The following is a 14,923-nucleotide window of genomic DNA, read 5'->3' as shown; positions in this document are numbered from 1 at the left end:
GTTATCTGCTAGGTTGTTTAATTGAAACACTGTCTGTTATTTATAATCATTAGCTTACATTATAAATGCTACTAACAATGCACAAAACTTGTTATAAATTGCTAATATGCCCCTTACATTTTAGCAATATAAACGTTCGTTTAATCACACAAGTTATATAAATTTCTCCCTGATAATGGCATTAAAAGATTTAAACCCCTTTAATTCATTTAACACCATATGCAACAAAATTAAGCATTTTTTATTGTTTCTTTAACATCATTCATATCAGCTTCAACATCAAGATCTGGTTTTTTAGTAATTTTACTAATAACCACTGTCACGACTAAACTAGCTAAGAAACCTGGTACGATTTCATATAAATTAAAGAAATCATTAACTGAACCCATTGGTTTTACAAAAGCAATCCATATTATAACGACGATTGCTCCAGCTAACATACCGCTGACAGCGCCAGTACGGCTTAAACCTTTCCAATACAATGAAAGCAATACTAACGGTCCAAAAGCAGCACCGAAACCTGCCCAAGCATTACCTACTAAATTTAGAATTGTGTCATTTGGTGACCATGCAATAGCAATTGAAACAATTGAAACTAACACTACTGACAAACGACCAACTAACACAAATTCTTTTTCGTGTTCTTTAGCAGCTTGTTCACCTCTGAATAACTTATAGAAGTCTTCTGTTAGTGAACTAGATGTTACAAGTAATTGTGATGAAATTGTACTCATGATTGCCGCTAATATAGCTGCAAGTAAGAAACCACCAACTAAAGGATGGAATAATATTTGACCCATTAAAATAAATAATGTTTCTGGATCTTTTAATTCTACACTTCTGTCGTTAACAAAACTGATACCTACTAAACCAACTAGAACGGCACCTAATAAACTAATTGCCATCCAACCAATCCCAAAACGACGCGCCGTAGGTAATTGTTTAACTGATTTAATAGACATAAAGCGTACAATGATATGAGGTTGGCCAAAATAGCCTAATCCCCATGAAAAGAATGAAATTATTCCTATTACAGTTGTACCTTTAAATAAATCTAAGTTTGTTGGTTTTAAATCAGCCGCTTGAGATAAAGTGTCTAAACCACTTAATTGCATCATAGCAACGATTGGCACCATTACCATTGCGATTAACATAATTACACCTTGGAAAAAGTCTGTAATTGATACAGCTAAATACCCACCAAAGAATGTATATGCAATTACAATAGCTGCAACTAAAATAAGACCAAAATGATAATTTAGACCAAATGCACTATCAAATAATTTACCACCAGAAACCATGCCTGAGTGCGTATATAATGTAAAGAATATTACAATGATGGCCCCAGAAATAATTTTAATAACATTTGATTTATCATTTAAACGATTTCTAAAAAAGTCAGGTAGGGTAATTGAATCTCCTGCTTTTTCAGTGTATACACGCAGTCTAGGTGCAACTACGATATAATTTATGTATGCGCCTAATGTCAGACCAATTGCTAACCATGCAGCAGAAAGACCTGTCGTATAAACTTCACCTGGTAACCCCATGATCATCCAACCACTCATGTCGGATGCACCAGCAGAAAGCGCAGTAACATATGGACCTATGCTTCTACCACCGAGCATGTATTCACTAATGTTTCCAGTTGCTTGTTTATATCCATAATAACCAATAACTAGTAAGATAATGAAATAAACTGATAACATTATATAAGTACGCCAATCAGGGTTAACCTGACTTGCTAAAGTACTTCCCAATGTAAACATAGCAACATCCCCCTTTGACTATAATTTTGTTACATGACATTATTATACAAAAGCATACACCTTTTTAAAACACCTTTTGCAAATTTATGTGTAAAATTCTATTTTGACCAAGATGTAGAAACACACTAAAAACATTGATATAAAAGCATTTAAACACAATAAATTTTTGCTATTTATTTATGTTTTTATTAAAATTTAAATGTATAAATTTTCTCCGATTTGAAAATATCTATAAAAAATACTACCTTAATACAAGAATTTTTATATTTGAGTAACATCACAAATATTATGTAACTTACTATATATTTGAAAAACAAAATTAATAATAATAAACTAGTTTTCTCATGTCCTAGTTTATTTTTTTAGAAAATAGTGATAATTCGTCTTATAATAAGTATTATTAAGAACAAAATAAACATGTAAGCGTTTAACTAATCATGTTAAAATAAATTGAACTAAGTAAATGGAGTGACGACAATGCAAAAACCGACTGAAAAAAGCATTAAAAGTAGATATTTAGACTTGTTAGCGACAAATTATGACAATAAAGAAGCGTTAGCAACTGAAATTATAAATTTAGAATCTATTTTAGAATTACCTAAAGGTACTGAACACTTTGTGAGTGATTTACATGGTGAATTCCATTCTTTCCAACACGTATTAAGAAACGGTTCTGGTAATGTACGAGCAAAAATCCACGATATTTTCCAAGATACGTTAACACGCAAAGAAATTAATGACTTTGCCGCTTTAGTTTACTATCCAGAAGAAAAACTTAAACTCGTTAAAAATTCATTCTCTTCAAAAAACGAACTTAATGAGTGGTATGTGACGACTATCCATAGATTAATCAAGTTAGTTACATATGCATCATCTAAATACACACGTACAAAAGTGCGTAAATCATTACCTAAAAATTTCGTATTTATCATTGAAGAGTTACTATATAAAAGTAATAAATATAATAATAAAAAATCTTACTACGATACGTTAATTAATCAAATTATTGAATTAGAACAATCAGATGATTTAATCATTGGTTTATCGTTTACTGTTCAGCATCTTGTCGTTGACCATTTACACGTTGTTGGCGACATTTATGACCGTGGTCCTGAACCAGATAAAATTATGGAAACATTAATCAATTACCCTTCTGTTGACATTCAATGGGGAAATCACGATGTGCTTTGGATTGGAGCTTACGCAGGTTCTAAAGTTTGTTTAGCAAATCTATTAAGAATATGCGCGCGTTACGATAATTTAGATATTATTGAGGATGCTTATGGTATAAACTTGCGTCCATTATTAACTTTTGCCGAAAAACATTACAGTGGTGATAACAAGGCATTTAAACCGAAAAATAAAACAGCAGACGATGAACAAACATCACCTGGAGAAATTGATCAAATCACTAAAATCCATCAAGCTATTGCTATTATTCAATTTAAATTAGAAGCACCTATTATAAAACGTCGACCATGTTTCGATATGGATGAACGTCTAGTATTAGAAAGCATAGACTATGACAATAATCGCGCTACTTTATATGGCAAAACGTATGATTTAGAACATACATGTTTCCAAACAATTGACCCAGAAGATCCTAATAAATTAACAGATGAAGAAGCTGAGGTTATTGATAAATTATTATTATCTGTACAACAATCTGAAAAATTAAAACGTCACATGACTTTCTTAATGCAAAAAGGTAACTTATACCTCCCATATAATGGTAATTTATTGATTCATGGTTGTATCCCTGTCGATGAAAACGGTGAAATGGAATCTATGACAATAGACGGCGTAAAGCATTATGGTCGCGATTTATTAGACCATTTTGAAAAATATGTACGTAAAGCTTTTGATGACAAAGATACTCAAGACGATTTAGCTACCGACCTCGTATGGTATTTATGGACTGGTAAATATTCTTCCTTATTTGGTAAACGTGCAATGACAACATTTGAACGTTACTTTATTTCTGACAAAGCAGCTCATAAAGAAACTAAGAACCCATACTACCATTTACGTGAAGACGTAGAAATGTGTAAAAAAATGTTAAAAGACTTCGGCTTAAACCCTGAAGAAGCACATATTATTAATGGGCATACACCAGTTAAAGAAATAGATGGTGAAAATCCAATTAAAGCTGACGGTAAAATGATCGTTATTGACGGTGGTTTCTCTAAAGCTTATCAATCAACAACAGGTATTGCCGGTTACACATTGTTATACAACTCTTTCGGTATGCAACTTGTCGCACACCAACATTTCAATTCAAAAAAACACGTGTTGCTTAATGGTGCAGATGAATTATCGACTCGTCGTGTCGTCGATAAAGAATTGAATCGTAAACAAATACGTGATACAAATACTGGTCAACAAATTCAAGAAAAGATCAAAATTTTAAAAGAATTAATGCATGACCGCTTCTTAAACTAATAACGCATAAAAAGTGGGACTGAAATCTAAAAATTTCAGTCCCACTTTTTATTTTAATTACCAATTTTCAACACTTGTTATAGTTGCATATCTTGGTAAAATTCGTTCCACTAAAAATTCATGCTTATCTTGCTCTCTGTCGCCCACTGCATCTTCTAAAATAGTAATATCAAAATCTTTATCGGCCGCTTCTACTGAAGTAGATAATACGACACCACTTGTAGCTACACCAGTTAACACAATATGACGTACTTCTAATCCTCTTAATAACACTTCTAAATTACTTCCTGTAAATGCACTGACACGATGTTTTGTGACAATTGGCTCTTGCTCTTGTCTATTTAATTCTGGATGAATTTGAGTCGCTTCACTGTCTTTTTCCATTGGTGCTTGTTTCTCACGCATAGGTCCAAACATTTTATTATTCGTTGCAATTTCTAATAATCCTTGTGAAAATGCTACACGTACAAATATTACTGGAATATCTTGTTGGCGCGCCTTTTTGATTGCACGTTGGTTAGCTTCGATAATACTATCTTTGTTTTCTAATCCATTCACAATGCCATTTTGCATGTCCATTACTAATAAAGCTGTATTTTGTGGCATATAACTCATCCTTTTTTATAAATTCTAAAATCATATTAAATTATAGACCAACATGGAATTACATTCCAAATCAACAGCACAATAACTTTATTTTTCTAAAACTTCTTTGCCAAAATACACACCAGCTGGCGTTAATTCATGGCTATTGACCCATACTGTTTTCACGTCAGCGCCTAAATCTGTAAATATACGTTCTAATCTTTCGCTTTGTTCAACTGGCACTATTGGATCACTTTTACCCATTGATAATAATAGAGTTACAGCACTAAAATCATGATCACTACTGATTTCTAATGGATATAGCGGCGCATAAAGTAATGCTTTTTTGAACGCTATGTCACTTTTCAACATCATACTAATGGCAATATTAGAACCATTAGAAAATCCTAAAGGTATAATATTATTTATATCAAAATCATATTGTTCGGCCGCTTCTTTTGTAAATTCAATTAACTGCTGCGTGCGATAGTTTAAATCTTCAACGTCATATTGACCTTCTCCATGACGTTTAAAGAATCTGTTCATACCACCTTCTGAAATTTCGCCTCTTACACTTAAAACATTATAATCAGCATTTAATGATTCTGCTAACGGCAATAAATCTTTTTCATCTCCACCTGTACCATGCAATAACAAGAAAGTTGGGGCACCTTCTTGACCTTTTCTAAAAATGTGTTCCATTAACATCATCTCCTAAAGTTTCATATCAGATATTTATAGTCGGTAATTGTCTTTCTAATTCTTCACGTTGTTCCTCAAGACGTGGCGGTAACATAAGGTTACGCCCTAATTTGTCGAATGGTTCATCAATTGTGAAACCTGGACCAACTGTAGCAAATTCAAAGATAATGTTGCCAGGTTCAGCCATATAAACTGCTTTGAAGTAAAAACGTTCTTTGACGTCTGTCAGTTTATATCCTTTATTTGCTAAGCTAGTTCGCCAAGCTAATTGTGTTTGTTTGTCAGGCACAGACCATGCAATATGGTGTACTACGCCTACGCCCCATCTTCCAGCAACGTTTGGAAACACTTTTTTTACTACAACGTGATGTTGCCATTCTCCGACAGTAGCAAGATGTGTTTCATTTGGATTATCGTTAAGTTGTTTTAAGCCCATTTCTGCTGTTAGCAATTGTATCGTTTGTTCAGGCTGCTCGGATAACATTGTCACTCCATGAAAACCAATAATTGCAGCTGTGTCCCTAACGTCAGTATCTTCTACAAGTGCGAGTGATAGTCCATGTGTATCTTTGAACATAAGTGCATTACTATCAAATAATTCCATTCTTGTTACGTGTACATTATGATTTATTAAATGTTGTGCCCAAACATCACTCGTACCTTGAGGAATTCTAAAAGCAATCGTACTAACTTGACCTGCACCCACTCTACCTTTGTATGCATCAGGCCAATTAAAAAACGTCAAAATCGTACCATTATCAACGGAGTCATTTGAGAAATACAAATGATATGTTGATGGATCATCATAGTTCACAGTTTTTTTAATTAATTTTAATTGTAATACATCTCTATAAAACTTAATATTTTCTGTTGGATTACCCACAATAGCTGAAATATGATGAATGTGTTGTATTGCTTTCATACAATTCCTCCTCACTTATTCATGATTACGTGAAGTATCAAATGGTCTAATTTGTGATTCTATATAATCACGTTGTTCTTCTAAGAATGGTGGTAACGATAATCCTTCTCCTAACGTTTCATAAGGTTCATCACCCATAAATCCTGGACCATCTGTAGAAACCTCTATTAATATATGACCAATTCTTGCGTATAATGCTTCGAAATAAAAACGATCCACTAGACCTGAATTTCCAATATTTTGGTTTTGATATTTTTGTAACCATGATTCGATTGCAGCGTGATCTTTCACTCTAAATGAGACGTGATGCACTTCGCCATAGCCTTGTCTAGCGCTATCACTTTCTTTATCATATCTTAAAATGACTTGGCCACCGTTACCGCCTTCTCCGACGTTAAGTAAAGCGACATTTTCATCTTCATTAATCGTTACCATACCATATAAACCTTCTAAAATTTGTTTAAACTCATCAAAATAACTAACTGTTATTTCAATTGGACCTAAACCATAGATTGCTTTATCAGTTGGTACTGGACCTTCTGCCCATGGTTTACCAGGTGCTACGCCAGTATTATTTTCATCAGACACAAGTTGATAAACTTGTCCGTCAGCTTCTTCAAAAGGCAATACTTTTTTATCAAATAGTGTTTGTATACCGTCGTGTTTGATTCCAAAGTCATTGAAACGTTGTTCATAATACGCTAACGCATTATCATCCGGCACTCTAAATGAAGGTCTAGAAATTGAATTTGTACCACTTATACCTTTTGGTACGTTCGGAAAATCAAAAAATGTCATGTCTGTGCCTGGTGATCCTACATCATCAGCAAAAAATGTATGATACGTATAAATATCATCTTGGTTAACTGTTTTTTTAACTAGTCTCATCCCTAATACTTCAGTGAAAAATTTATAATTACGTTCTGCATCGTCTGTAATTGCAGTAACGTGATGAATACCTAATAATTGATTGTTTGTCATTTAAAAAACCTTCTTCCATAAATTTATCTCGATTTCGAGATATAAATAATTATTTTTTAAAGTGCTACGACTTTATTTAGCCTGAGCACTTAATTTCTTTAATATATGTTGTAACGACGCTAACTCTTCTTCTGTTAACACCGCAAAAGTTGATGTTAATGCTTGAGCGTGCTGTGGAAATATTTGATCCATTAATGTGCGACCTTTGTCTGTTAAAGTAGCATTATAAATTCGTTTATCTTTAGGGTCTTTCACACGTGCTACACAACCCTTTTCTTCTAGTTTATCAACAACATAACTAATACTACTGCTTGCAATTAAAACGCGTTGACGTATGCGTTGAATAGGTTGATCTCCTTTGTTATACAACAACTCTAAAACTGCAAACTCCGTCACATTTAAACCATACTGTTTAATATCTTCACGAACTATTTGTTCTAAATAATCTAAAGTGCGATTTAAACCGACAAATGAATTAAGTGATGCTTTCGTTCGATCCATTGTATTATCAACCTCCTATTTATTTCGAATTCGAGATAATTATATGACGATTATAAATTAAAGTCAACATTTAAGTATAAAAAATATATCAACAAATTTTAGTTAACTGTCACTATTCATTTGTTACGGTTTCCTATGTGCTATTTCGTGGTATTTATATGATGTGGAGGTGTCGTAAATGAACCAATTATTTATTAACAACGAATTTATCGAAAGCAAGTCTACAGAATCTATGGACGTAATAAATCCAGCGACTGGAGAAGCATTTGACACGATTACATTTGCTACTGCTGAGGAAGTAAATGATGCAGTAGAAAAATCTAAACACGCTCAGCAAGAATGGGAAAAAGTCACACAACCCAACCGTGCTGAACACGTAAAAATGTTAATTCCTTTATTAGAACAAAACAAAAATGAAATAGCAGAATTCTATGTAAAAGAACAAGGTAAAATTTTATCTTCGGCTATTGGTGAAGTTGATAAAGCGATTCAATTTATCGACTATATGACTAGTTTAAGTATGTCTAACAAAGGCGAAGTATTGCAGAACACACGTGAAAATGAAACGATACAATTAACGAAAAAGCCTATCGGAGTTACTGCCGGCATTGTGCCATGGAATGCACCTATTATGGTGTTAATGCGTAAAGTCATCCCCGCATTAATCACTGGTTGTTCCGTCGTTATTAAACCAAGTGAGGAAACATCATTGCTTACTTTAAAATTAGCACAACTATTTAAACAATCTACAATTCCAGCTGGCCTAGTACAAATATTGCCTGGCACTGGAGAAACTGTTGGCACACAATTAGCTCAACACCCTGATATACAACTTATTTCATTAACTGGTAGTATGAAGGCTGGTAAATCGGTATTTGAAAATAGTGCTAGTAATGTTAAAAAGGTCAATTTAGAATTAGGTGGTAATGCACCTGTATTAGTTACTGCAAATGCCAATCTGGATAAAGCAGTGGATTATATCGTGGCTGCACGTATAAATAACGCGGGTCAAGTTTGTACGTGTCCGGAAAGAATATTTGTTCATGACGAAGTTCATGATGATTTTGTGACTAAATTAACAGCAAAAATGCAAGCATTAAAAGTTGGAGATCCATTTGATGAAAATACTGATTATGGTGCTATTATTAATCAAAAACAACTCGACAGTATCGATAGCAAAGTTAAACAAGCTGTCGACAATGGTGCTAAGTTGGTGTTGGGAGGTAATAAAGTTGATAGCAGTGGTTATTATTATGCGCCGACTATTTTAGATAATGTAAATCCAGACGATGAAGCATTTAAAAGTGAAATTTTCGGACCAGTTATTCCAATTGTAACTTATAATGATTTCGAAGAAGCAATTAACGAAGCGAATCATACGAATGCTGGACTTTCTTCTTATATTTTCTCTGAAAATTTAAAAGAAGTTATGACTGCAACGGAACGACTTAAATTCGGTGAAGTATATGCTAATTGCGAAGCCGAAGAAGTAGTGAATGGCTACCATGCAGGCTGGAGAGAATCTGGTTTAGGTGGCGCAGATGGCATACACGGTTTCGAAGAATATTATAATACAACCGTTTCTTATATTCGCTATGATTAAAATTTAACCACAGAAAAACGCCATTCCTATTGAGTTATCAATAAGAGTGGCGTTTTTTAATATAGTTATTTATTTAATGCAGTATCTAGCGTTTCAATATTATGCTGCATGATTTTTTGGTATTTAACGTTGTTGTTGTCATCCTTATTCCGTGTTGCTAAGTTATTAAAACTTAAAGGTTTCGTTTGTGTTTCCTTTTTAATAATATCGGTCAATTTAGATGAGATATTTTGTTCATATAATACGTATGGTTGGCGTGTTTGTTTAATATTATGAATAATTGACATGATTTCTTGCTGACTTGGATCTTCATTGTTCATTCCCGTCACGCCCACTTGTTTAAAATGATATCGCTGTGCTAAATACCCTAATGAGTCATGCGAAATAACTATCGTTTTCCTTTTAGGGTCTTTAGTAACTTTACTTAATTGTTGATCAATACCTTTTAAATCATTTTTAAGTTGACGGTAATTGTGTTCATAATATGTTTTATGTTGTGGGTCTTTTTGCACTAACTTATTTTTAATCTTTAGCGCAAACTGTTGATCTAACACCGGATCTAACCATACATGAGGATCATTACTCTCTCCTGCATGATGATGTGCGTCGTGACTTTCTTCGTGTTCATCATCTTCATCACCCGGTAATAATTCAGAATGATTCAACCCTTGTGCAACAGGCAATTTAACACCTTTATTACGAATAGCTGATGCTATTTTATGAGCGACGGGGTCTAAATCATCACTTGTGTATATAAATAAATCACTTTTAGCTATATCTATCATGTTCCGCTGTGTTGGTTCATAAGAGTGCGTATCAACACCTGGTGGGTAAATCGATTGTGCATGCACGTATTTGCCACCTATTTGTTGTGCGAAGCTTTGGAAAGCGAACACTGTAGTATAAATATTTAATTTGTTATCTTTTGTTATGGTTTTATGCTGTTTGCTTTGAGAACTACAACTACTTAATATGACACACATCAGTACCAAAGCTAAAAGTGGAAATACTTTCCTCAAAATTTGCCCCTCCAACTCGCTATTATTCCGTTAAAACTATAAACCTCTTTTTTTATAATATCAATAGTAAGACTTATATTAACCTTGAGTTTCGATATATCTGTGTTTGAAAAGAGCCTATCAGTGATATACTTATAGTAGTAATTATATTAGGAGGTAATCATATGGCTGAAATTAAACAAGGTAATAACAAATTTTACATTGGCGATAACGAAAATGACCCTCAAGCTCAAATCACATACGTAACAGTAAACGATAATCAAATTGATATTGATCATACTGGTGTACCTGATGAATTAGGTGGTCAAGGCATAGGATCACAATTAGTAGAATCAGTTGTTAAATATGCACGTGAAAACAATTTAAAAGTAAGTGCTTCATGCCCATTTGCTAAAAAGGTAATAGAGAAAAATGACGAATATCAAGATGTATACGCTGGTTAATAACTATACATTACTTGATCATACTAAATATTTTAAGAGTCTGAGACATAATTGTGTCTTCAGACTCTATTTTTTTAATTTACTATTTTGTCGTGCATGCTTGCCTTGATTTAGGATAGTATGGTTCGAGCCTGTAGTCTCTCACTCATACGATTCCCTCAGGCGTCAGCACTTTACAAAATCGTTACAAATTTCCAATTTCATACAAAAAATAAAGCACGCTCGTATAATTTAATAAACATCACTAAACTAAATTAACGAGGTGCCTTATGTAAAAATTATAACATGTCTCAAATAACGCTATCACTAAATATTGAAGTATTGATTCCTGAAAATGATATTGCACATTATGTTTTTTATTTATTTCCAATTATTCTGTTTAACCGTTTTGTAATCTATACATATTGTTATATATACCGTTTTGAGCAACGAGTTGTTCGTGCGTACCTCTTTCAACAATTTCTCCATGATTTAATACGAGTATTTGGTCTGCATCTTGAATTGTCGAAAGTCTATGTGCAATAGCAATAGTCGTTCTTCCTCGGCGCATCTGACGCAATGATTGTTGTATTTGTTCTTCAGTTTCAGAATCAATATTAGCCGTGGCTTCATCTAAAATTAAAATTTTAGGATCCATCGCAATAGTACGGGCAAAAGCAATTAATTGTCGTTCACCACTCGAGAACGCACTACCTTTTTCAATAACAGCATGCTCATATTGATTGTCTAATCTTTCAATAAATTGATTAGCCCTAACAAATTCTGCAGCAGCTTTTACTTGCTCAAATGTCATCGTTGGATGATACAACTTAATGTTTGATGTGACAGTACCATAAAATATAAAGGCGTCTTGTAATACTAAACCGATTTTATTTTTCATTTCTGCCTTATTTAACTTTTTAATAGATTGATTATCTATTAGAATTTGTCCTTGCTCGAACTCATAAAAACGCATAAACAAATTAATAATTGAACTTTTACCCGAACCTGTATGACCAACTAATGCTACAGTTTCACCAGGATTTACAATAAAACTAATATTTTTAAGTACTTGTGTCTCTCCATCATAACTAAAGCTGACATCTTTAAATTCAACCTTACCATCCGTAATCGTATAATTTGTTTGTGTATCTTGTGCTGGTTCGTAAGTATCATCATCTATCAACTTAAATACACGATTAGCCGACACGAGTGCTTGTTGTAACACATTTAAGTTTTGACTCACTTGGTTGACTGGTTCAAAAAAGCGTTCCATATATTGAATAAAGGCAAAGACAACACCCGCAGTTATAGAAGTGTTGAAGCTAATTATGCCAAAATAAGCCAAAATAACGATAGTAGCTAAAATTGAAATCATACTAATAGCGGGTCTTAATAAAATACTGTCTAATTTCACAGTTTTAAGCATATAACTATAGTGTTCATCATTAATTTCATTAAATTCTCGATTGAGTCGACGTTCTTGATTAAATGCTTGTATAATTTTCATGCCTTCTATAGATTCTGCTAACTTCGTATTTAAGTCAGATAATAACTGTCTTGATTTATTAAAAAGCATGGCCGAGTACTTACGGTAAATAGCCAATAATAGAAAAATAATTGGCATAAACACAAGTGCAATTAACGCGAGCTTTACGTCTAAAACAAACATCATAATATAGCTAGAAATCATCATAAACAATGCCATTAATACTGATGAAAATACATTTATAAACATATCTACGATCGTTTCTGTATCGTTCGTTAAACGTGAAACTATGCTACCACCGGGTACTTTATCGAAATAGCGCATCCCTAGTTTTCCAAGTTTATTAAATGCATCTATTCTTAATTGTTGTATTACTTTAAAAGATAAGTATTGAAACATATAACTATTTAAGTACGTTGCTATTGCACCCAAAATCTGCACAATAATAAATGCCGCTATAAGTAACGTCAATTTATTCCCCGGGAAATGTCTTGGCGTTAAAAAATTATCTAAAAATATTTTAATCAAATAAGGTCCTGCCATACTTGCTACTGTTGAAATAGTAAGCATAATAAACGCAAGTGCAATAGTACCTTTGTAAGGGACGGTATACTTAAACAATCGTTTAATCGTGGCACTTTGTTGTTTAGCCGATAACTTAATCATCTCACTCATCTTGACCATCCCCCTTCGTCAAGTCATCTAAGTTTTGAGAATACTTTGATTGTAATGCTTGTGCCGTGTAGGTATCGTAATACCAACCTTTATTGTCCATTAATTGTGTATGCGTACCTCTTTCGACTATTGTTCCTTGATCCATAACTAAAATTAAATCTGCATCTTTTACTGCACTCATACGATGCGCAGTAATAATATTTGTTTTCTTGCTTCTTAATGTTTGTAAATTAGTTAATATGGCTTCTTCAGTTTGTGCATCCACTGCCGATAAGGAGTCATCTAATATGAGCACCTCTGGGTCTAACAATAAGGCACGTGCAATAGATATACGTTGTTTTTGCCCGCCTGATAGCGAAACACCACGTTCGCCAACAACTGTATCATATCCTTGTGGAAACGCACTAATATCATCATGAATATGACTCATCTTACTTACATGATAAAGTTGTTGGTCTTGAACTTCTATATTACCAAAGGCAATATTGTTTCGAATTGTTGTCGAGAATAAGAAGTGCTCTTGTGGCACATAGCCAAACTGTGTTCTTAAAGCACTACGACTATAAGAAGATATAGGCTTGCCATTATATGTGATATCTTCTGGTCGTAACGTATCAAATTCTCTTAACAATAGTTTAATCAACGTACTTTTTCCTGAACCGGTTCTACCCACTACACCTACTGTAGTCCCACTTTCAATCGTAAAATAGACATCTTTCAGTCCTCTAGATTCATAGCCAGGATAATGAAATGTAGGAATATTGAATTGAATGTTACCTTGCGGTAAATCATCTAAAGTATAAGATGTATCGATAGCATTCGGTGTATTTAAAATATTATCTATACGTTCGTATGAAGCTTTTGCTCTTTGAACTATATTAAAAAAGAGACCTAACGCAAGCAAAGGCCATACTAACATGCCTAGATATGTAGAGAAGGTAATAAGTTGTCCTAATGTAATTGTTTGTGCAAAAACCATATGTGCACCAAAGGCTATGGCTAAAAATTCACTTGTACCAAACACTAACATGATTGTCGGGTCGAACAACGAATCTACTTTCGCAACCGTTAAATTTTTCTTAACCACATCATCACTTAAATTACGAAAATCTGCTTGGTCCTCTTGTTCATAACCAAAAGTTTTAGTCACTTTTATACCAGCAACACTTTCTTGCGTCTTATCATTCAACCTACTGAAAGCAGCCTGTGCTTTTTTAAATCCTTTGCTCAGTAATCTGCCATAATACCGCGTTAACAACACCATAATTGGTAACGGAATTAACACAATAAGTGTCAATTGCCAGCTTATTGTAATCGCCATCGTAATAATAACCATACCGCCAGTTATTAGTGAATCAGCAATCATTAAAATTCCTGCTCCAGCTGCATTTTGTACTGCATTAATATCATTTGTCGCATGAGCCATTAAGTCTCCCGTACGTCTTTTTTGGAAAAATTGTGCGCTCATTTCGGTATATTTATGATATAAATATCTTCTTAAAATATTGCCTAATTTTTGACTCGTTCCAAATATAGAAATACGCCAAATATAACGACTTATGTATATTAAAACAGCTGCTACAGCTAAAATAATCAAATATATTGTTAGTAATTGAGGCGTCAATGTTTTCTTCGTAATACCATCTATCGTTTTACCAATTATTTGAGGTGGTAACAATTCTAATAATGCTATGAAGAGCAACATAATAAGTCCTAAAATATAATATTTCTTTTGTGCTTTAAAAAACCAAGCCAGTTTGAAAAACACATCCATACGCCCACCCCTTTACTCTTTATTATGTTACATAATATC

12 protein-coding genes are annotated in these 14,923 nt (G+C 33.4%); 3 read left to right on the top strand and 9 right to left on the bottom strand.

Features of this window, described 5'->3' with window-relative positions:
• Positions 1-230 precede the first annotated feature (230 nt).
• Positions 231-1,769 (bottom strand): sodium/proline symporter PutP, encoded by a 1,539-nt coding sequence (gene putP, locus C7J89_RS03740; RefSeq protein ID WP_061853689.1) that lies wholly within the window; start codon positions 1,767-1,769, stop codon positions 231-233.
• A 477-nt stretch (positions 1,770-2,246) separates the two neighbouring features.
• Here putP and C7J89_RS03735 point away from each other — a divergent pair, with 477 nt between their 5' ends.
• A complete protein-coding gene (locus C7J89_RS03735; RefSeq protein WP_061853690.1) occupies positions 2,247-4,211 on the top strand; it encodes a fructose-bisphosphatase class III in 1,965 nt (654 codons plus the stop codon).
• 57 nt (positions 4,212-4,268) lie between these two features.
• Here C7J89_RS03735 and C7J89_RS03730 read toward each other — a convergent pair whose 3' ends face one another.
• From C7J89_RS03730 to C7J89_RS03710, 5 genes are all read right to left on the bottom strand, one after another.
• On the bottom strand, positions 4,269-4,817 hold the full coding sequence (locus tag C7J89_RS03730) for a cysteine hydrolase family protein (RefSeq protein WP_061853691.1): 549 nt from the start codon (positions 4,815-4,817) through the stop codon (positions 4,269-4,271).
• Positions 4,818-4,904: 87 nt separating this feature from the next.
• The gene (mhqD, locus tag C7J89_RS03725) at positions 4,905-5,498 is read right to left on the bottom strand and encodes a methylhydroquinone degradation carboxylesterase MhqD (protein WP_103295706.1); all 594 of its coding nucleotides are present in this window, start codon (positions 5,496-5,498) and stop codon (positions 4,905-4,907) included.
• A 25-nt stretch (positions 5,499-5,523) separates the two neighbouring features.
• Complete coding sequence (locus C7J89_RS03720) at positions 5,524-6,420, bottom strand: VOC family protein (RefSeq protein ID WP_103295705.1); 897 nt, start codon at positions 6,418-6,420, stop codon at positions 5,524-5,526.
• Between the two features lie 15 nt (positions 6,421-6,435).
• Positions 6,436-7,401, bottom strand: a complete 966-nt coding sequence (gene mhqE, locus C7J89_RS03715) for a ring-cleaving dioxygenase MhqE (protein WP_103295704.1) — start codon at positions 7,399-7,401, stop codon at positions 6,436-6,438.
• A gap of 72 nt (positions 7,402-7,473) precedes the next feature.
• Positions 7,474-7,902 carry a MarR family winged helix-turn-helix transcriptional regulator gene (locus C7J89_RS03710; protein ID WP_103295703.1) on the bottom strand — a complete coding sequence of 143 codons (429 nt, stop codon included), beginning with the start codon at positions 7,900-7,902 and terminating at the stop codon, positions 7,474-7,476.
• Positions 7,903-8,080: 178 nt separating this feature from the next.
• Here C7J89_RS03710 and aldA point away from each other — a divergent pair, with 178 nt between their 5' ends.
• Positions 8,081-9,505 carry an aldehyde dehydrogenase gene (aldA, locus tag C7J89_RS03705; protein WP_103295702.1) on the top strand — a complete coding sequence of 475 codons (1,425 nt, stop codon included), beginning with the start codon at positions 8,081-8,083 and terminating at the stop codon, positions 9,503-9,505.
• Between the two features lie 65 nt (positions 9,506-9,570).
• On the opposite strand, the gene C7J89_RS03700 is transcribed toward aldA, so the two are convergent.
• Complete coding sequence (locus C7J89_RS03700; protein ID WP_103295701.1) at positions 9,571-10,524, bottom strand: metal ABC transporter solute-binding protein, Zn/Mn family; 954 nt, start codon at positions 10,522-10,524, stop codon at positions 9,571-9,573.
• 164 nt (positions 10,525-10,688) lie between these two features.
• Between C7J89_RS03700 and C7J89_RS03695 the strand changes: the two genes are divergently transcribed.
• Complete coding sequence (locus C7J89_RS03695; protein WP_103295700.1) at positions 10,689-10,967, top strand: GNAT family N-acetyltransferase; 279 nt, start codon at positions 10,689-10,691, stop codon at positions 10,965-10,967.
• A gap of 379 nt (positions 10,968-11,346) precedes the next feature.
• On the opposite strand, the gene C7J89_RS03690 is transcribed toward C7J89_RS03695, so the two are convergent.
• Both C7J89_RS03690 and C7J89_RS03685 read right to left on the bottom strand, forming a co-directional pair.
• Complete coding sequence (locus C7J89_RS03690) at positions 11,347-13,110, bottom strand: ABC transporter ATP-binding protein (RefSeq protein WP_103295699.1); 1,764 nt, start codon at positions 13,108-13,110, stop codon at positions 11,347-11,349.
• Entirely contained in the window at positions 13,103-14,884 is a 1,782-nt protein-coding gene (locus C7J89_RS03685) for an ABC transporter ATP-binding protein (RefSeq protein ID WP_103295698.1), read from the bottom strand. The genes C7J89_RS03690 and C7J89_RS03685 overlap by 8 nt, the downstream gene beginning before the upstream one ends.
• Positions 14,885-14,923: the final 39 nt, after the last annotated feature.

Source organism: Staphylococcus kloosii (assembly GCF_003019255.1).
Lineage (GTDB): Bacteria > Bacillota > Bacilli > Staphylococcales > Staphylococcaceae > Staphylococcus > Staphylococcus kloosii.
This window is presented reverse-complemented; position numbering and strand designations above follow the sequence as displayed.